The sequence below is a fragment of the Rhodococcus sp. PSBB066 genome (assembly GCF_017068255.1).
Lineage (GTDB): Bacteria > Actinomycetota > Actinomycetes > Mycobacteriales > Mycobacteriaceae > Rhodococcus > Rhodococcus aetherivorans.
The window spans coordinates 3,369,269-3,387,376 of record NZ_CP070859.1 but is presented as its reverse complement, the minus strand read 5'-3'; the positions used below and the strand labels follow the sequence as shown (position 1 = coordinate 3,387,376).

Here is an 18,108-nt window from a genome sequence, read left to right as displayed (position 1 = left end):
GCCGAACGGACGGTATCCGGTTGGCAGCCCTAGTTCTCGGCAGCCCTACTCCCAGCAGCCCTACTTCTTGGCTGCAGCCTTCCGGGCCGGCGCCTTCTTGGCCGCGGTGGTCTTCTTGGCCGGAGCCTTGGCCGCGGTGGTCTTCTTCGCCGCGGTGGTCTTCTTGGCCGCGGTGGTCTTGGCCGGAGCCTTGGCCGCGGTGGTCTTCTTCGCCGCGGTGGTCTTCTTGGCCGCGGTGGTCTTGGCCGGAGCCTTGGCCGCCGTGGTCTTCTTCGCCGCCGTGGTCTTCTTGGCCGCGGTGGTCTTGGCCGGAGCCTTGGCCGCCGTGGTCTTCTTCGCCGCGGTGGTCTTGGCCGGAGCCTTGGCCGCCGTGGTCGCCTTCTTCGCCGGAGCTGCCTTGGCGGCAGTCTTCTTCGCCGCCGCGGTCTTCTTGGCCGCGGTCTTCTTCGCGGCCGCGGTCTTCTTCGCCGCGGCAGCCGCGCCCCGCTTGACGGCCGGACCGGTCGCGGGGAGCTTCTGGCTGCCGGCGATGACCGCCTTGAACTGCGCGCCGGGGCGGAACGCCGGCACCGACGTCGGCTTGACCTTCACGGTCTCACCCGTGCGCGGGTTGCGCGCGACCCGCGCCGCGCGGCGGCGCTGCTCGAAGACGCCGAAGCCGGTGATCGTGACGCTCTTACCCGAGTGCACTGCGCGCACGATCGCGTCGACCATGTGCTCCACGGCCGCCGTTGCAGTGCGCCTGTCCGAACCGAGCTTTTCGGTCAGAACATCGATCAGCTCTGCCTTGTTCATTGCATTCCTCCGCACATAACGGTCCACCGTCAGACCGACTCGAGTCCACGGTAGACCCGCAAACGGGCAAGAGTCTATGTGCCACGCCAATTCTCATGCAAATTACAGGCGGGCCGGATCCGAACGTGTCGTCGGATCCGGCCCGCCCAGGCCCGATTCGGGGCCGGATCAGGGCGCTGGGAGGGTCCGCGGTTTCCAAGACGGCCTTGCGTTTTCGAACTCGGAAATCGCCTCTACCTGCCGTAACGTGAGCCCGATGTCGTCGAGACCCTCCAGCAGACGCCACCGGGTGTAGTCGTCAATGCTGAACGGCACCACGGTGGTTCCGGCGGTCACGGTGCGATGCTCGAGGTCGACCTCCAGCTCCAGTCCCGGCTGTTGTTCGATGAGTTTCCAGAGCAATTCGACGTCCGGCTGCTCGACCTGAGCGGCCAGCAGTCCGGCCTTTCCGGAGTTGCCCCGGAAGATGTCTGCGAAGCGGGACGAGATCACGACGCGGAAGCCGTAATCGGACAGCGCCCACACGGCGTGCTCGCGGGAGGACCCGGTGCCGAAATCCGGCCCGGCCACGAGGACACTGCCCCGGTCGAACGGCGGAGTGTTCAGTACGAAGGCCGGATCCGTGCGCCAGGCGGCAAACAGCCCGTCCTCGAATCCGCTTCGAGTGACCCGCTTCAGATACACCGCGGGGATGATCTGGTCGGTGTCGACGTTCGACCGGCGCAGCGGAACGCCGATGCCCTTGTGAGTGGTGAAGGCTTCCATCGAAATTCTCCTTCGGTTCCGTGACCTAGTCCAGATCCGCCGGAGCGGAGAGAGTGCCGCGCACCGCGGTCGCCGCGGCGACCTCAGGCGAGACGAGGTGGGTGCGTCCGCCCTTGCCCTGGCGGCCTTCGAAGTTCCGGTTCGAGGTCGATGCACAGCGCTCGCCCGGCGCCAGCTGATCCGGATTCATGCCCAGGCACATCGAGCAGCCGGCCTGGCGCCATTCCGCGCCCGCGGCCGTGAAGACCTCACCGAGACCTTCGGCTTCGGCTTGGGCACGAACGCGCATCGATCCGGGTACGACGAGCATACGAACGCCGTCGGCGACCTTGCGGCCCTGGAGAACTTCCGCAACGGCGCGCAGATCCTCGATCCGGCCGTTGGTGCACGAGCCGACGAAGACGGTGTCGACCGGCACCTCACGCAGCGGGGTTCCGGGCTCGAGTCCCATGTACCGCAGCGCCTTCTCGGCCGCGAGGCGCTCACCCTCGTCCGCCATCGCCTCCGGGTCGGGCACCGACGCGCCGAGGGGCGCGCCCTGGCCGGGGTTGGTGCCCCACGTGACGAAGGGCGTCAGGGACGAGCCGTCGATGTGGACCTCGGCGTCGAAAACCGCGTCCTCGTCGGTCTTCAACTGCTCCCACGCGGCCACCGCGGCGTCCCAGTCCGCGCCCTGGGGGGCGTGCGGGCGGCCCTTCAGGAACTCGTAGGTGATCTCGTCGGGCGCGATCATCCCGGCCCGGGCGCCCGCCTCGATGGACATGTTGCAGATGGTCATCCGTGCTTCCATCGACAGCTTCCGGATCGCCTCGCCGCGGTACTCGAGCACGTAGCCCTGGCCGCCGCCGGTGCCGATCCGGGCGATGACGGCGAGGATCAGATCCTTGCTCGTGACGCCGGGCGGCAGTGCGCCGTCGACGGTGATCGCCATGGTCTTGAACGGGCGCAGCGACAGTGTCTGGGTTGCCAGCACGTGCTCGACCTCGCTCGTGCCGATGCCCATCGCCAGGGCACCGAAGGCGCCGTGGGTGGAGGTGTGGCTGTCGCCGCACACCACCGTCATGCCCGGCTGCGTCAGGCCGAGCTGCGGTCCGACGACGTGGACGATGCCCTGTTCGACGTCACCCATCGGATGCAGCCGGATGCCGAACTCCTCGCAGTTGCGGCGCAGCGTCTCGACCTGGGTGCGCGAGACGGGGTCGGCGATGGGCTTGTCGATGTCGACCGTGGGCACGTTGTGGTCCTCGGTCGCGATGGTGAGGTCCGGCCGCCGCACGGGCCGATCCGCCAACCGCAGACCGTCGAACGCCTGCGGGCTCGTGACCTCGTGCACGAGATGCAGATCGATGTAGATCAGGTCCGGCTGTCGCGCCGCGCCCTCTCCCGTACCGCGCACGACCACGTGCTGGTCCCACACCTTCTCCGCCAGAGTCTTTCCAGCCATCTTCTCCACCTGTCGTACGTGACGAACGCGGATCCCGTTCTCGGGGCTGTCCCGGGCCGCGAATGCTGTCGTCCCCGCCCGGTTCCGCGTGGGTTATGCTTCCCATTATGCGAGACGGAGGTATCGACCTATGAGACAGCATAGCGGGATCGGAGTGCTGGACAAAGCGATGGCCGTCCTCCATGCAGTGGCGGAGCAGCCCTGCACTCTCACCGAACTGTGCGCCCGCACCGGACTTCCCCGCGCCACCGCCCACCGGCTCGCGGTCGGGCTCGAGGTGCACCGGCTGCTCGCCCGCGACGGTGACGGCCAGTGGCGGCCGGGTCCCGGTCTGGCCGAACTGTCGGCAGGCGCGGGCGACGCACTCGTCGACGCCGCCTCGCTCGTGCTGCCGCGCCTGCGCGAGATCACCGGCGAGAGCGTGCAGTTGTATCGACGGGAGGGCACCCACCGGGTGTGCGTCGCGGCCCTCGAACCCCCGACGGGCCTGCGCGACACCGTCCTCGTGGGGGCCCGGCTGCCGATGACCGCCGGGTCCGGAGCCAGGGTCCTGCTCGCCTGGGCCGACGCCGCGACGCAGCGGGCGATCCTGCCGGAGGCCGCATTCGGCGAGCGGGTCCTCGCCGAAGTCCGGCGCCGGGGCTGGGCGCAGAGCGTCGCCGAACGCGAACCCGGGGTCGCCTCGGTGGCCGCCCCCGTGCGCGATGCATCCGGGGCCGTCGTGGCCGCGATCTCCGTCTCGGGACCCGTCGACCGCATGGGCCGCCGGCCCGGGGCGCGCTGGGCCGCGGACCTGCTGGCGGCCGCCGACGCGCTGCAGAAGCGACTGCAGTAGCCCGTCCACCCGCCGGCTCCTGTGCGACAGTGCACGGATGGGAACCAACCAGCGCACACAGATCACGATGACCGACGCCGAGATCGGCGACTTTCTCGAACGCAGCCGCGTCGCGACGATGGCGACGATCGGCCCCGGCGGCCTCCCGCACCTCGTCGCGATGTGGTACGCGGTGCTGGACGGCGAGATCTGGTTCGAGACGAAGCTGAAATCGCAGAAGGCGGTCAATCTGCGGCGCGACAACCGGATCAGCGCCCTGGTCGAGGACGGCCACACCTACGACACCCTGCGCGGCGTCTCGCTCGAGGGGCATGCCGAGGTGGTCGAGGATCGAGAGGTGCTGTTCGAGGTGTGCCGCAGCGTGTGGGAACGCTACACCGGCCCCTACACCGCGGAGTTGCGGCCCGCGGTCGAGCAGATGATGCACAAGCGCGTCGCGGTGCGGGTCGTCGCGGACCGGACCCGGTCCTGGGACCACCGCAAGCTCGGGATGCCGGCGATGCCGATCGGCGGCAGCACGGCACCGTACCTGTTCGAGGCCCTGGAAAACCGGGCGACAGACGCCGGGTTGCCGAGTTAGATTCCGGGATGTCCCGGACCGAGCTCCGGGCGAGGGAAGGGAGACAGCGATGAACGACCCGAGCGGGGACCGGATCGCGGAGCAGTTCCGCGCAGCCCTCGAGCGCAAGAATCAGCACGCCCGTCGCGGCTCGGACCATCTCGACGGGAGGGCCAAGGCGCAGGCGCCGCACGGCAGTGCCGACCACCGCCGCAATTTCCGGCGCAAGAGCGGATGACGAGCACAAACAGCGAAGGTCCCTCCGATCCGTGGATCGGAGGGACCTTCGCATGGTAGCCCCGACGGGATTTGAACCCGCGCTACCGCCTTGAGAGGGCGGCGTCCTAGGCCGCTAGACGACGGGGCCAGGAACTTTCACTGCTCAGAGAAGAACGCCCTTCGAACTCGCGATCGAAGGGCCGTCCGTGGTAGCCCCGACGGGATTTGAACCCGCGCTACCGCCTTGAGAGGGCGGCGTCCTAGGCCGCTAGACGACGGGGCCAGGAACTTTCTTCTCTGTTGCTCCTCCCACCCTGCGGCGGGAAGCTCAGCCAGCTTAACCGGCCGAGGCTCGGTGACAAAATCACCGGGCAGACGCTGGGGTACCAGGACTCGAACCTAGAATGGCTGAACCAGAATCAGCTGTGTTGCCAATTACACCATACCCCAATGGCTTGTTCCGAAGACCTGCCTCGCGGCGCTGCGGCCTCCGTTCCGAACCGAGAAGAAGGTTAGCACCATGGGTGCCCCCAATAACAAATCGCCAGGTCAGAGCGGGTAAATCCACAACCTGCGCGACGCCGGGCCGACCGCGGGGGCGCCGCGGCCGGCCCGGCACCGCTCAGGCGATGCGGGCCCGGGCGGCACGCAGGCGCGTGAGCGAGACGTCCCGGCCGAGCAGTTCCATCGACTCGTACAGGGGCGGGCTGATGTGCGAGCCCGTGAGCGCCACGCGCACCGGCGCGAAGGCCTTGCGGGGCTTGAGGCCGAGCTCGTCGATCAGCGCGGCCTTGAGGGCCTCTTCGAGGGCCGCCGCGCTCCACTCGGCCACACCGTCGGCCGCGGCGATCGTCGCGTCCAGCACGGGCGCGGCGTCGGGGCCGAGGTTCTTGGCCGCGGCCGCCTCGTCGAGCGTGAAGTCGGCCTCGGCCACGTAGAGGAACTTCAGCAGGTCCCACGCGTCCGAGAGCACCACGATGCGGGTCTGGACCAGCTCGGCCGCCACCGCGAACCGGGCGTCGTCGACGTCACCGGTGATGTGCCCGTGCTCCACGAGGAACGCCTTCAGCCGGGCCGCGAAGTCGGCCGGTTCGAGCATGCGGATGTGCTCGGCGTTGATGGCGTCGGCCTTCTTCTGGTCGAACCGGGCCGGATTCGAGTTGACCTTGGCGATGTCGAAGGCGGCGACCATCTCGTCGAGCGAGAAGACGTCACGGTCGTCGGCCAGGCCCCAGCCGAGGAGCGCGAGGTAGTTGAGCAGTCCCTCGGCGATGAAGCCACGGTCGCGGTGGATGAACAGGTTGGACTCGGGGTCGCGCTTGGAGAGCTTCTTGTTGCCCTGCCCCATCACGAACGGCAGGTGGCCGAACTCGGGCGTGAAATCGGTCACGCCGATGCGCTGCAGCGCCTCGTAGAGCGCGAGCTGGCGCGGGGTCGACGAGAGCAGATCCTCGCCGCGCAGCACGTGGGTGATCCGCATCAGGGCATCGTCGACGGGATTGACGAGCGTGTACAGCGGGATGCCGTTGCCGCGGGTGAGGGCGAAGTCGGGCACGGTGCCGGCCTTGAACGTGGTCTCGCCGCGCACCAGGTCGTTCCACGTCAGGTCGTGATCGGGCATGCGCAGCCGCACCACGGGCTTGCGCCCCTCGTCGCGGTACGCCTGCCGCTGCTCCGCGGTCAGATCGCGGTCGTGGTTGTCGTAGCCGAGCTTCGGGTCGCGGCCGGCCGCGCGGTGGCGCGCCTCGACCTCCTCGGGCGTGGAGAACGACTCGTACGCCTCGCCCGCCTCGAGCAGCCTGGCGACGACGTCGAGATGCAGGTCGCGGCGCTGCGACTGCCGGTACGGCTCGTACGGGCCGCCCACCTCGGGACCCTCGTCCCAGTCGAGGCCGAGCCACCGGAGCGCGTCGAGGATCGCCTGGTACGACTCCTCGGTGTCGCGGGCGGCGTCGGTGTCCTCGATGCGGAACACGAAGGTGCCGCCGTGGTGACGGGCGAAAGCCCAGTTGAACAGGGCGGTGCGCACGAGGCCCACGTGCGGGGTTCCGGTCGGGGACGGACAGAAACGAACGCGTACTTCGCTGTTGGTCATGGCTCACTCGGGTCGAGGGATCGAAAAGTCCCCTCCAGGCTAGTCCCGGGCGTGCCGGCCGCGAAGCCGCGGTCCGCCTGCTACCTGCGCTTGGCGGTCACCGGATTCGTCAGCGTGCCGATGCCCTCGACGGTGATCGAGACGGTGTTGCCGTCGACGATCGGCCCGACCCCCTCCGGGGTCCCGGTGAGGATCACGTCGCCCGGCAGCAGCGTCATCACCGCCGAGATCCACTCGATCAGCTTCGGAATGTCGTGCACCATCAACGACGTTCGGCTGCGCTGGCGCGTCTGCCCGTCGACCTCCGCGGAGATCTCGAGATCCGAGGGATCGATGTTCGTCTCGATCCACGGGCCGAGGGGACAGAACGTGTCGTGCCCCTTGGCCCGCGTCCACTGCCCGTCCTGCTGCTGATGGTCGCGCGCGGAGACGTCGTTGGCGACGGTGTAGCCGAGGACGACGTCGAGGGCCTTCGCGGCCGGAACGTCCTTGCAGGGACGGCCGATGACGACGGCGAGCTCCGCCTCGTGGTGGACGAGGCCGCTGCTCGGCGGGAGCACGATCGGCGCCCCCGGGCCGACGATGGAGGTGTTCGGCTTGAGGAAGATCACCGGCTCGTCGGGAACCTCGTTCCCGGATTCGGCCGCATGGGCGGCGTAGTTGCGGCCGACGCAGACCACCTTGCTCGCCAGGATCGGCGCGAGCAGCCGGACGTCGGCGAGCGGCCAGCTGCGGCCGGTGAAGGTCGGGGTGCCGAAGGGGTGTTCGGCGATCTCCTTCGCCGTCGCGGCGTCCCCCTCTCCCTCGATGCTGACGAAGGCGACACCGTCCGGGCTGGCAATTCGACCAAGGCGCATGCCGGGGAGTCTATCCGTGTCGCCGCTGGCGGCCCTGCGGACCACGGGACGCAGGTATAGGCTGCCACCGGGAAGTTCACAATACGGGAATTTTGTTTCAGATAGTGAGATGACATGACGGTTCGGGACATCGGCGCGCGGCGCTGGGTCATCCTGGCGCTCGGCGTGTTCGCGCAGGCGGCCCAGGCGGTCCTCGTCAACGGCGCCGCCTTCCTCATCCCCGCGCTCCACGAGGATCGCGGACTCACGCTCGCCCAGGCCGGAACACTTTCGGCCGCGCCGATATTCGGGGTCGTGTTCAGCCTCGTCGCGTGGGGTGCCCTGGCCGACCGGTTCGGCGAGCGGCGGGTCCTGGCCGCAGGGCTCGCACTGGCTGCGGCGGCCACGGCCGCAGCCGCCGCCAGCGGGACCCTGCCGATGCTCGCGCTCATGCTCGCTCTCGGTGGTGCCGCCGCGGCGAGCGCCAACGCCGCGAGCGGTCGCGTCGTCGTCGGCTGGTTCCCGCCGCACCAGCGTGGTCTCGCCATGGGGATCCGGCAGATGTCGCTGCCGCTCGGCGTCGCCGTCGCCGCGTTGACCATTCCGCCGCTCGCGCGCGACCACGGAATCGGCTCGGCCCTGGCCTTCTCCGCCTCGGTGTGTGCCGTCGCCGCGGTGGCGTGCGCGGTCGGCATCGTCGACCCACCGCGGCCGGAACGCGGCCGGGCCGCAGAGCTCGGCCTGCTCGACAACCCCTACCGTGCCGGGCGGTCGCTGCAACGGATCCACGCCGCGTCGGTGCTGCTGGTGGTGCCCCAGTACGTGGTGTGGACCTACGCGCTGGTGTGGCTGATCTCCGAGCGCGGCTGGACCGAGTCCGCCGCGGGCCTGGTCATCACCGCCGCGCAGTTCCTCGGTGCGCTCGGTCGCGTCGCCGCCGGCGGGTGGTCCGACCGGGTCGGCAGCCGCCTGCGGCCGCTGCGGCTCGTGGCGCTCTCCGTCGTGCTGTCCATGGCAGCGCTCGCGGCCGCCGCGCTCACCGACTCGGCCGTCGCCGTCGCGCTGCTGATCGTGGCATCGGTGACGACGGTGGCCCCGAACGGGCTGGCCTTCACCGCCGTCGCCGAGATCGCGGGACCGTTCTGGGGTGGCCGCGCGCTCGGCATCCAGAACACCGGCCAGTTCGTCGCGGCGGCGTGCGTGGGTCCCGCGTTCGGCGGGCTCATCGCACTGGCCGGCTTTCCCGCGGCGTTCGCGCTCGCCGCGCTGATCCCGGCCGCCGCGGTGCCCCTGGTCCCCCGCAAATGAGCCGGTGCGGCCTCCCGGACACCGGGAGGCCGCACCGAGACCGGATCAGAGGGCGGCCGCGATGCGGTCGCCGACCTCCGTGGTCACGATCGGGCCCGTGCCGCGGGCGGCGAGGTCCGCCTCGACCGCACGCTCGACCCGGGCCGCCTCGTCCGCCCGGCCGAGGTGGCGCAGCAGCAGGGCGACCGACAGGATCGCCGCGGTCGGGTCGGCGATGCCCTTGCCCGCGATGTCCGGGGCGCTGCCGTGGACCGGCTCGAACATCGACGGGTTGGTGCCGGAGGCATCGATGTTGCCGCTGGCCGCCAGGCCGATGCCCCCGGTGACCGCACCGGCGAGATCGGTGATGATGTCGCCGAACAGGTTGTCGGTCACGATCACGTCGAACCGGCCCGGGTCGTCGACCATGTAGATGGTGGCGGCGTCGATGTGGCAGTAGGCCATCTCGACCTCCGGGTACTCCGCGCCCACCGTCTCGACCGCACGCGTCCAGATGGCACCGGCGTTGGAGAGCACGTTGGTCTTGTGGATCAGGGTGAGGTGCTTGCGCCGGCTCTGCGCGAGCTCGAAGGCGTAACGCACGACGCGCTCGGCACCGAACCAGGTGTTGACCGAGACCTCGGTGGCGATCTCGTGGGGGGTGCCGACGCGGATGGCGCCGCCGTTGCCGGTGTAGGGGCCCTCGGTGCCCTCCCGCACCACGACGAAGTCGATCTCCGGCTGCGCCGCGAGCGGGGACTTCGCCCCCGGGTACAGCCGCGACGGCCGCAGGTTGACGTGGTGATCGAGCGCGAACCGCATGTTCAGCAGCAGGCCCCGCTCGAGCACGCCCGGGGTGACGGACGGGTCGCCGATGGCGCCGAGCAGGATCGCGTCGTGCGCGCGGATCGCCGCCAGGTCGGCGTCCGGGAGCAGTTCCCCGGTGGCGTTGTACCGCCGGGCACCGAGGTCGTACTCGGTGGTCTCGAGATCGGGGACCAGCGTCCTGAGCACCTTGAGGGCCTCGGCCGTGACCTCGACACCGATGCCGTCACCGGGGATGACCGCAAGCTTCATGGGCACACACTCTCTTCCTCTTCGCGACGACGGCCGCGACCGTGCTCGACGATCGCGGCCATCGGATACAGCGGGGGGTGGTTCAGGACAGGTCGACCTGCGCGACGCGGGCGTCGAGCCGCTCCACGATCTGCGCGACCTCGGTGTCGCCGACGACCCGGTCGACCCGCAGGATCACCGTGGCGCCGGGGCCCTCGACGTCCTGGCTCAGTGCCGCCGCCTGGATGTCGATCCCGGCGTTGCCGAGGACCGTGCCGAGGACACCGAGCACGCCCGGGCGATCCTCGTAGTGGACGACGAGGTTGTGGCCCTCGGCGCGCAGGTCGAAGCTGCGGCCGTTGATGTTGACGATCTTCTCGATCTGCTGCAGGCCGGTCAGCGCACCGGTGACGGTGGTGACGAGACCGTCGGCGGCCACGGCGCGGACCTCCACCGCGCTGCGGTGGGTGGAGGCCTCGCTGTGCTTGTCGACCTCGACACTCACGCCGCGCTGCTCGGCGAGGGCCGGGGCGTTGACGAAGGTGACCGGCTCGTCGCTGCTGGCGGAGAACAGGCCGCGCAGCGCGGCGAGGCCGAGGATCTCGACGTTCTCCGCGGAGAGTTCGCCGCTGGCGACGACCTGCACGTTCTGCACCGCCTCCGGCGAGAGGGTGCCGGCGATCAGGCCGAGCTTGCGCACGAGCTCGAGCCACGGTGCGACCTCCTCGCCGACCGGGCCGCCGGAGACGTTCACGGCGTCCGGGACGAACTCACCGGCCAGGGCCAGCAGCACGCTCTTGGCGACGTCGGTTCCGGCGCGGTCCTGGGCCTCGGTCGTGGAGGCGCCGAGGTGCGGGGTGACGACGGTGTTGTCGAGGTCGAACAGCTTCGAGTCGGTGCAGGGTTCGGAGTGGAAGACGTCGAGGCCGGCGGCGCGAACCTTGCCGGAGACGAGGGCGTCGTGGAGGGCGTCCTCGTCGATGAGACCACCGCGGGCGGCGTTGACGATGATGACGCCGTCCTTGGCCCGCGCGAGCCGCTCGGCGTTGATCAGGCCGGCCGTCTCCTTGGTCTTGGGCAGGTGCACGGAGATGAAGTCGGCACGCTCGATCAGCTCGTCGATGTCGACCAGTTCGATCCCGAGCTGGGCGGCACGGGCCGGCGGCAGGTAGGGGTCGTAGGCGATGACGTGGGTCTCGAAGGCGGCGAGGCGCTGCGCGAACAGCTGCCCGATCCGGCCCAGACCGACGACGCCGACCGTCTTGCCCAGGATCTCGGTGCCGTTGAAGCTCGAACGCTTCCAGGTGCGCTCACGCAGGGTGCGGTCGGCGGCGGGGATCTGCCGGGCCGTGGCCATCAGCAGCGCCACGGCGTGCTCGGCGGCCGAATGGATGTTGGACGTCGGAGCGTTGACGACCATCACACCGCGCTCGGTGGCGGCCGGGATGTCGACGTTGTCGAGGCCGACGCCGGCGCGACCGACGATCTTCAGCCTCGTGGCGGCGGCGAGGACCTCGGCGTCGACCGTGGTCGCCGAACGGACCAGCAGGGCGTCCGCCTCGGGCACCGCCGCGAGCAGCGCGGGACGGTCCGGACCGTCGACCCAGCGCACCTCGACACCGTCACCGAGCGCATCGACGGTCGACTGCGCCAGCTTGTCGGCGATCAGGACAACGGGACGGCCATTCTGGCTCACGTGCGAACTCCCCTGTGGTTGGTTTGTCTGACGGGTCGTCGACGGCGCCGCACCCCGAGGTGCGCGAATGCAGCCGTGACCGGGCTCAGTTTAGTGCCCGGGCCGTGGCCCCGGGGCCACGGCCCCGGAATGGGTTGCCTACTGGTACGAAACGACCCACGCCCGCGGCGCCACGGCCGCGGTCCGTTCGGACCCGAACGCCGGCGAATCCGAGCCGGGAAGGCCCTCCGGCCGATCCGGTACCTGGTGCCGCCGTCCCGGCGCGAGCCGCATTCCGGGTCCGGAGCGGGACCGTCCGGGTGGCACCTGTGGTCCGGCGAACCTGCGCCCGGGGGAACGTCGCTCGCAGACCACCGACGAGTTCCGTTCGCACGGGCACCGTTTCGCCGGGACCCTGCACCAGGCCGCGGCCCGGCGCGAGTGGACCGCGAGGGCGGAACGCCGTGCCCCGGCTATGCGGGGCCGGGACCCGCGGTGGATCGCCGGTGCCGGAACGCGACGACGGCGGTGCGGACCGTCGGATAGAAGCGGTCCCGGGTGAACCGATCTCCCAGCCCGAACCGCACCAGCCGGTCCTTGATCGGACCCTTCATCGCGGCGAAGGCCAGGTGGATGCCCTTGCCCGCCAGGTACCGGTCCAGGTCGACGAGTTCGTCGACGGCGGTGGTGTCGAGGCCGGTGATCGGTTCCGCGGCGATCACGACCCACTCGACCGGCTCGGGCGATTTCGCGACCAGCGAGCGGACGTAGTCGTCGAAGATCGAGCCGTTGGCGAAGAACAGCGGGGCGTCGAACCGCACGAGCAGCAGGCCCGGGATCCGATGCCCCTCGGGGTGGCGGTTGATGTCGTGGAAACCCGCGACGCGGGTAAGCTCGACGAGTTCGGTGCGGTACGGCGACCATGCGTGTCCCACGACGGCGACGAAGGAGAGCCCGATGGCGACGAGAATCCCCTCGAGCACCCCGACGAGCGCCACTCCGAGGAAGGCCGCCGCCGCGAGACCGGCCTCGATCCGGCTCATCCGCCACATGCGGATCACGCCGCGCACGTCGATGAGTGCCGAGGCGGCGACGAGGACGACCGCGGCGAGGGTCGCCTCGGGCAGATAGGCGGTCGCGCCGGGCGCGAGCAGCACGAACAGCAGCACGGCGGCGGCGCCGACCACCCCGACGAGCTGGGTGCGGGCACCGTTCTGCTCGGCGACGGGCGTGCGCGACGAGCTCGCCGAGATGGGGAAACCGCTGAACAGCCCGGTCGCGACGTTGGCGGCGCCGATGGCCTTCATCTCGGTGCTGCCGTCCACGTCGTCGCCGCGGCGGGCGGCGAACGTGCGCGAGAGCACGCCGGTGTCGGCGAACGCGATGAGCGCGACGCCGGCCGCCGGGCCGAGCAGTGCGAGCACGTCGCCCCAGCTCACCGCTGCCACATCGGGCGTCGGCAGTCCCGACGGCAGCGCCCCGACCATGACGATCTCGTCGGTGAGGCCGAGCAGCGCGGACACCACGGACGCCCCGACCACGGCGACCAGGACACCCGGGATGCGCGCCCGCAGGAGGCGGAACGCCAGGATGACCGCCAGGGACGCCACACCGACGGTCGCCGCGACGAGGTCGACGTCGCCGGCGGCCACCGCCCGGACGATCGCGGCTGTGTCCTGGAGCAGGCCCGGCTCGTCGATCGAGAAGCCGAGCAGTTTCGGGAGCTGACCGACCACGACGACCAGCGCGATGCCGTTGAGATAGCCGAGCCTGATGGGCTTGGACAGCAGTTCGGTGACGAAACCGAGGCGCAGGAAGCCGGCGACGACGAGGATCACGCCCACGAGCAGGGCCAGAACCCCCGCGAGCGCGAGCGCCTCCTGCGGGTCGCCCGTCGCGGCGAGCGGGAGCACCGCCGCGGCGATGAGCGGGGCGAGGGACGAATCAGGCCCGAGCACAAGCACTTTCGACGGACCCACCAGCGCGTACACCAGCAGCGGGACGATCGTGGCGTACAGGCCGGCGTAGGCGGGCAACCCGGCGGCCGTCGCGTAGCCCATGCCCGCGGGGATGAGCAGCGCGGTGAGTGCCAGGCCGGCGGTGATGTCGGGGCGCAGCCACTCCCGGCGGTAGGTGCGGGCCGTGACGACCCCCGGCAGCTTTCCCAGGCCCCAGGACATCAGCGCATTATCCACCCTGGAACGCCGACGGCCCGACACCACAGCGGTGCCGGGCCGTCGAAGCGGCGGGATCCGATCAGGCGGTCTCGGTGATCGGGCGGTCCACCCAGCTCATCAGGTCGCGCAGCTGCTTGCCGACGACCTCGATGCCGTGCTCGGCGTTCTTCTTGCGCAGCGACTCGAGCTCCTTGTTGCCGCCCTCGACGTTGGCGACGAGACGCTTGACGAAGGTGCCGTCCTGGATGTCCTTCAGGATCTCCTTCATGCGCTCCTTCGTGCCGGCGTCGATGACGCGCGGCCCGGAGAGGTAGCCACCGAACTCGGCGGTGTCGGACACCGAGTAGTTCATGCGGGCGATGCCGCCCTCGTACATGAGGTCGACGATGAGCTTGAGCTCGTGCAGCACCTCGAAGTACGCCATCTCCGGGGCGTAGCCGGCCTCGACCATCACGTCGAAACCGGTCTTGACCAGTTCCTCGGTGCCACCGCAGAGGACGGCCTGCTCACCGAACAGGTCGGTCTCGGTCTCTTCCTTGAAGGTGGTCTTGATGACGCCGGCCCGGGTGCCGCCGATGCCCTTGGCGTAGGACAGCGCCAGCGCCTGGCCCTCGCCCTTGGGATCCTGGTGGACGGCGATGAGCGCGGGGACGCCCTTGCCGTCGACGAACTGGCGGCGCACGAGATGGCCGGGGCCCTTCGGGGCGACCATCGCGACGGTGACGAACTCCGGCGCCTCGATGAGACCGAAGTGGATGTTCAGGCCGTGGCCGAAGAACAGCGCGTCGCCGTCCTTCAGGTTCGGCGCGATGTCCTCCTTGAAGATCGACGCCTGCGCGGTGTCGGGCGCCAGCAGCATGATGACGTCCGCCCACTCGGAGACCTCGGCCGGGGTGCCGACCGCCAGGCCCGCCTCCTCCGCCTTGGCCCGCGACTTCGAGCCTTCCTTCAGACCGATGCGCACCTCGACACCGGAGTCGCGCAGGCTCAGCGAGTGCGCGTGTCCCTGGCTGCCGTAGCCGATCACCGCGACCTTGCGGCCCTGGATGATCGACAGATCGGCGTCGTCGTCGTAGAACATCTCGACTGCCACAGTTGTTACCTCTCTCAGCAAATAAGGGTGTGTTCAGGCTAACGGGTGGCCGTGATCGACTTCGGACCGCGTCCGACCGCGACGACCCCGGACTGCACGATCTCGCGGATGCCGTAGGGCTCGAGCATCCGCAGCAGGGCGTCGAGCTTGGACCGGGTACCGGTGGCCTCGATCGTGAGCGACTCGGGCGAGACGTCGATCACCTTGGCGCGGAACAGATTCACCGTCTCGATGACCTGCGTCCGCACGCTCGCGTCCGCCCGCACCTTGATCAGCAGCAGCTCGCGGGCGACCGAGGCCTCCTCTTCCTGCTCGACGATCTTGATGACGTTGACGAGCTTGTTGAGCTGCTTGGTCACCTGCTCGAGGGGGAACTCGTCGACGGTGACGACGATCGTCATCCGGGAGATCTCGGGGATCTCGGTGCCGCCCACCGCGAGGGATTCGATGTTGAACCCGCGGCGGGAGAACAGGCTCGCCACGCGGGCCAGCACGCCCGGCTTGTCCTCGACGAGAACGCTGAGGGTGTGACTGGTGCTCACTGACGATCCTCTCCTGCTGCTGCGGCGCCGCGCTGGTCCGGGTGCTTCTCGTGCTCGAGTGCCTCGTGGATGACGGCCGGCTCGGCGGCCGCCTCGTCCTCGTCGAACAGCGGGCGGATGCCCCGCGCCGCCATGATCTCGTCGTTGCCGGTGCCCGCGGCGACCATCGGCCACACCTGGGCGTCCTTGCCGACGATGAAGTCGATGACCACCGGACGGTCGTTGATCGACTGCGCCTGGCGGATCGCGTCCTCGACCTCCTCCTCGCGCTCGACGCGGATGCCGACGCAGCCCAGAGCCTCGGCCAGCTTGACGAAGTCGGGGATGCGCAGGGTGTGGGTGGCCAGGTCCGTGTTCGAGTACCGCTCCTCGTAGAACAGCGTCTGCCACTGCCGCACCATGCCGAGGTTGCCGTTGTTGATGAGCGCGACCTTGATCGGCACACCCTCCACCGCGCAGGTCGCCAGTTCCTGGTTGGTCATCTGGAAGCAGCCGTCGCCGTCGATGGCCCACACCTCGGCGTCGGGCACGCCCATCTTGGCGCCCATGGCCGCCGGAACGGCGTAGCCCATGGTGCCCAGGCCGCCGGAGTTGAGCCAGGTCCGTGGCTTCTCGTAGTCGATGAACTGCGCGGCCCACATCTGGTGCTGGCCGACGCCGGCGCAGTAGATCGCGTCCGGTCCGGCGAGCTTGCCGACCTTCTGGATCACGAACTCCGGCGAGAGCATGCCGTCGGCGGGCCGGTCGTAGCTGAGCGGGTAGGTGCGGCGGATCCCGTCCAGGTACTCCCACCACTGGGCGTACTCGAGCGTGGTGCCCGTCGCGAGATCCGCACGGATCGCCTCGATCAGCTCGACGATCACCTCCTTGCAGTCACCCACGATCGGCACGTCGGCGTGCCGGTTCTTGCCGATCTCGGCCGGGTCGATGTCCGCGTGGATGACCTTCGCGCCGGGCGCGAACGAGTCGAGCTGACCGGTGACGCGGTCGTCGAACCGCGCGCCGAGCGTGATCAGCAGATCGGACTTCTGCAGGGCGGCGACCGCCGCGACGGTGCCGTGCATGCCGGGCATGCCGCAGTTGAGCCGGTGAGTGTCGGGGAACGCACCGCGCGCCATGAGCGTCGTGACGACCGGGATGCCGGTGAGCTCGGCCAGCTCGAGCAGCTCCGGAGAGGCCTCGGCCTTGATGACACCGCCGCCGATGTACAGCACGGGCGACTTCGCCTCGGCGATCAGGCGGGCGGCTTCACGGACCTGCTTGCCGTGCGGCTTGGTCACGGGACGGTAGCCGGGCAGGTGCATCTCCGGGGGCCAGCTGAAGGTGGTCTGGGCCTGCAGGATGTCCTTCGGGATGTCCACGAGCACCGCGCCGGGACGGCCGGACGCGGCCAGGTAGAACGCCTCGGCGAGGACGCGGGGGATCTCGGCGCCGTCGGTCACGAGGAAGTTGTGCTTGGTGATCGGCATGGTGATGCCCGAGATGTCCGCCTCCTGGAAGGCGTCGGTGCCGATCAGACCGCGGCCGACCTGGCCCGTGATCGCCACGACGGGGACAGAGTCCATCTGCGCGTCGGCGAGCGGGGTGACGAGGTTGGTGGCGCCGGGGCCGGAGGTGGCCATGCACACGCCGACCTTGCCGGAGGCCTGGGCGTATCCGGTCGCGGCGTGGCCGGCGCCCTGCTCGTGGCGGACCAGCACGTGCCGGACCTTCTGCGAGTCGAACAGCGGGTCGTAGACGGGGAGGATCGCACCGCCCGGAATGCCGAATACCGTGTCGACTTCGAGCTCCTCGAGGGCCCGGACCACCGACTGTGCGCCGGTGACCCGCTCGGGGGCGACCTGGCGACGGTTACCGGACTGGGTGGCCGCGGCCGCGGGCGACGGGGCTGCGGCCCCGGGCTTGCGCGGCGAAGGTTGAGGCCTTGCGGTTGGTGCGCTCACTGCGATTCCTCTGGTTCTGGCTCCGGGCAACAAAAAACCCCCGTCAGCAGCATCTGCTGTACGAGGGTGGCGCGTCGTGGGCGAGTTGCGAGAAGCGGCTCAGGCGACGACGCGCCGGCCGATTACGAGCAACCCATTCTGATTCACGCGCTCGACGGTAGGCGCGCGAAGGTCCGACAGTCAACTTGGTTCGGTCACCTGTCCCAGAATGTGAGATGCCTCGGCTGCAATGGGAAGATGGTGAGGTGTCATCTCCACAGCAGCCCGTGCCACCACGCCCATCATCCCATACGGCCGAACAGCAGCCGCAGGTCATCCAGATTTCCCGGCTCGCGCTGCTCGCATGTGGGTTCGTGCTGCTCGGAGTGGCCTCCCCGGCCCTGGCCTGGCCCGCCGCGTTCGGCTGGATGGTGGTGATTCCGTTCCTCGTCGGCGCGTGGGTGCTGCGGGTGCGCACCGTCGTCGGGCCCGAGGGCATCACCGCCCGGTCCGCGTTCTCGACCCGGACCCTGGCCTGGGACGAACTCGACGGCCTGCGATTCCCCAAGCGGGGCTGGGCGCGCGCCCGCCGCACCGACGGCACCGAGGTACCCCTGCCGGTCGTCACGTTCGGCCGTCTCCCCCAGCTCGCCGCCGGTAGCGGCGGTCGCATCACCGACCCGTATGCGGCCGCGCGCGAGGCGGAGGCACGGGAGCAGGCCGCGGACACCGAGCCGGACGCGGACGTCGAGTCGAAATAGCACACGAGTAAATTCGAAGCCGCCCAGGCCCGCTCCGGCCCCGTCCG

The 18,108-nt window shown here is 70.0% G+C and carries 16 protein-coding genes and 3 tRNA genes; 5 read left to right on the top strand and 14 right to left on the bottom strand.

Annotated elements, in window-relative coordinates:
- Positions 1–60: 60 nt before the first annotated feature.
- From JYA75_RS15505 to leuC, 3 genes are all read right to left on the bottom strand, one after another.
- Positions 61–795, bottom strand: coding sequence for an HU family DNA-binding protein (locus JYA75_RS15505; protein WP_043796505.1), 735 nt, complete (start codon positions 793–795; stop codon positions 61–63).
- Positions 796–963: 168 nt separating this feature from the next.
- Complete coding sequence (gene leuD, locus JYA75_RS15500; protein ID WP_006934268.1) at positions 964–1,560, bottom strand: 3-isopropylmalate dehydratase small subunit; 597 nt, start codon at positions 1,558–1,560, stop codon at positions 964–966.
- A 25-nt stretch (positions 1,561–1,585) separates the two neighbouring features.
- Positions 1,586–3,004: a 3-isopropylmalate dehydratase large subunit gene (leuC, locus tag JYA75_RS15495; protein ID WP_029544403.1), complete on the bottom strand. Its 1,419-nt coding sequence runs from the start codon at positions 3,002–3,004 to the stop codon at positions 1,586–1,588.
- Positions 3,005–3,134: 130 nt separating this feature from the next.
- On the opposite strand from leuC, the gene JYA75_RS15490 reads away from it, so the two are divergent.
- Genes JYA75_RS15490 through JYA75_RS15480 form a run of 3 tightly spaced genes read left to right on the top strand, consistent with a single transcriptional unit; the run spans position 3,135 to position 4,636 of the window.
- A complete protein-coding gene (locus JYA75_RS15490) occupies positions 3,135–3,839 on the top strand; it encodes an IclR family transcriptional regulator (protein WP_029544405.1) in 705 nt (234 codons plus the stop codon).
- 37 nt (positions 3,840–3,876) lie between these two features.
- Positions 3,877–4,419: a PPOX class F420-dependent oxidoreductase gene (locus JYA75_RS15485; RefSeq protein WP_006934263.1), complete on the top strand. Its 543-nt coding sequence runs from the start codon at positions 3,877–3,879 to the stop codon at positions 4,417–4,419.
- Positions 4,420–4,468: 49 nt separating this feature from the next.
- Entirely contained in the window at positions 4,469–4,636 is a 168-nt protein-coding gene (locus tag JYA75_RS15480; RefSeq protein ID WP_006934262.1) for a DUF5302 domain-containing protein, read from the top strand.
- A gap of 53 nt (positions 4,637–4,689) precedes the next feature.
- Here JYA75_RS15480 and JYA75_RS15475 read toward each other — a convergent pair.
- From JYA75_RS15475 to JYA75_RS15455, 5 genes are all read right to left on the bottom strand, one after another.
- A tRNA-Glu gene (locus JYA75_RS15475) sits at positions 4,690–4,765 on the bottom strand.
- Between the two features lie 59 nt (positions 4,766–4,824).
- Positions 4,825–4,900 (bottom strand) — tRNA-Glu (locus tag JYA75_RS15470).
- A gap of 95 nt (positions 4,901–4,995) precedes the next feature.
- Positions 4,996–5,067: transfer RNA gene (locus tag JYA75_RS15465), tRNA-Gln, on the bottom strand.
- Between the two features lie 172 nt (positions 5,068–5,239).
- Positions 5,240–6,712 (bottom strand): glutamate--tRNA ligase, encoded by a 1,473-nt coding sequence (gltX, locus tag JYA75_RS15460; RefSeq protein ID WP_006934261.1) that lies wholly within the window; start codon positions 6,710–6,712, stop codon positions 5,240–5,242.
- 80 nt (positions 6,713–6,792) lie between these two features.
- Positions 6,793–7,569: a fumarylacetoacetate hydrolase family protein gene (locus JYA75_RS15455; protein ID WP_006934260.1), complete on the bottom strand. Its 777-nt coding sequence runs from the start codon at positions 7,567–7,569 to the stop codon at positions 6,793–6,795.
- 114 nt (positions 7,570–7,683) lie between these two features.
- On the opposite strand from JYA75_RS15455, the gene JYA75_RS15450 reads away from it, so the two are divergent.
- A complete protein-coding gene (locus JYA75_RS15450) occupies positions 7,684–8,856 on the top strand; it encodes an MFS transporter (RefSeq protein ID WP_006934259.1) in 1,173 nt (390 codons plus the stop codon).
- 45 nt (positions 8,857–8,901) lie between these two features.
- On the opposite strand, the gene JYA75_RS15445 is transcribed toward JYA75_RS15450, so the two are convergent.
- The 6 genes from JYA75_RS15445 to JYA75_RS15420 form a co-directional block, all read right to left on the bottom strand.
- A complete protein-coding gene (locus JYA75_RS15445) occupies positions 8,902–9,912 on the bottom strand; it encodes a 3-isopropylmalate dehydrogenase (RefSeq protein ID WP_043796512.1) in 1,011 nt (336 codons plus the stop codon).
- Positions 9,913–9,994: 82 nt separating this feature from the next.
- Positions 9,995–11,587 (bottom strand): phosphoglycerate dehydrogenase, encoded by a 1,593-nt coding sequence (serA, locus tag JYA75_RS15440; protein WP_006934257.1) that lies wholly within the window; start codon positions 11,585–11,587, stop codon positions 9,995–9,997.
- Between the two features lie 452 nt (positions 11,588–12,039).
- Positions 12,040–13,746, bottom strand: a complete 1,707-nt coding sequence (locus JYA75_RS15435) for a SulP family inorganic anion transporter (protein ID WP_029544415.1) — start codon at positions 13,744–13,746, stop codon at positions 12,040–12,042.
- A gap of 76 nt (positions 13,747–13,822) precedes the next feature.
- Complete coding sequence (ilvC, locus tag JYA75_RS15430) at positions 13,823–14,824, bottom strand: ketol-acid reductoisomerase (protein WP_029544417.1); 1,002 nt, start codon at positions 14,822–14,824, stop codon at positions 13,823–13,825.
- Between the two features lie 50 nt (positions 14,825–14,874).
- Entirely contained in the window at positions 14,875–15,378 is a 504-nt protein-coding gene (gene ilvN, locus JYA75_RS15425; protein ID WP_006934252.1) for an acetolactate synthase small subunit, read from the bottom strand.
- Positions 15,375–17,321, bottom strand: a complete 1,947-nt coding sequence (locus tag JYA75_RS15420; RefSeq protein WP_006934250.1) for an acetolactate synthase large subunit — start codon at positions 17,319–17,321, stop codon at positions 15,375–15,377. Before JYA75_RS15420 ends, ilvN begins: the two co-directional genes overlap by 4 nt.
- A 266-nt stretch (positions 17,322–17,587) precedes the next feature.
- On the opposite strand from JYA75_RS15420, the gene JYA75_RS15415 reads away from it, so the two are divergent.
- Complete coding sequence (locus JYA75_RS15415; protein WP_029544420.1) at positions 17,588–18,061, top strand: PH domain-containing protein; 474 nt, start codon at positions 17,588–17,590, stop codon at positions 18,059–18,061.
- Positions 18,062–18,108: the final 47 nt, after the last annotated feature.

Coding starts and splice junctions, on each gene's coding strand:
- JYA75_RS15505 (WP_043796505.1), bottom strand. CDS start 795: ATGAACAAGGCAGAGCTGATCGATGTTCTGACCGAAAAGCTCGGTTCG.
- leuD (WP_006934268.1), bottom strand. CDS start 1,560: ATGGAAGCCTTCACCACTCACAAGGGCATCGGCGTTCCGCTGCGCCGG.
- leuC (WP_029544403.1), bottom strand. CDS start 3,004: ATGGCTGGAAAGACTCTGGCGGAGAAGGTGTGGGACCAGCACGTGGTC.
- JYA75_RS15490 (WP_029544405.1), top strand. CDS start 3,135: ATGAGACAGCATAGCGGGATCGGAGTGCTGGACAAAGCGATGGCCGTC.
- JYA75_RS15485 (WP_006934263.1), top strand. CDS start 3,877: ATGGGAACCAACCAGCGCACACAGATCACGATGACCGACGCCGAGATC.
- JYA75_RS15480 (WP_006934262.1), top strand. CDS start 4,469: ATGAACGACCCGAGCGGGGACCGGATCGCGGAGCAGTTCCGCGCAGCC.
- gltX (WP_006934261.1), bottom strand. CDS start 6,712: ATGACCAACAGCGAAGTACGCGTTCGTTTCTGTCCGTCCCCGACCGGA.
- JYA75_RS15455 (WP_006934260.1), bottom strand. CDS start 7,569: ATGCGCCTTGGTCGAATTGCCAGCCCGGACGGTGTCGCCTTCGTCAGC.
- JYA75_RS15450 (WP_006934259.1), top strand. CDS start 7,684: ATGACGGTTCGGGACATCGGCGCGCGGCGCTGGGTCATCCTGGCGCTC.
- JYA75_RS15445 (WP_043796512.1), bottom strand. CDS start 9,912: ATGAAGCTTGCGGTCATCCCCGGTGACGGCATCGGTGTCGAGGTCACG.
- JYA75_RS15435 (WP_029544415.1), bottom strand. CDS start 13,746: ATGTCCTGGGGCCTGGGAAAGCTGCCGGGGGTCGTCACGGCCCGCACC.
- ilvC (WP_029544417.1), bottom strand. CDS start 14,824: ATGTTCTACGACGACGACGCCGATCTGTCGATCATCCAGGGCCGCAAG.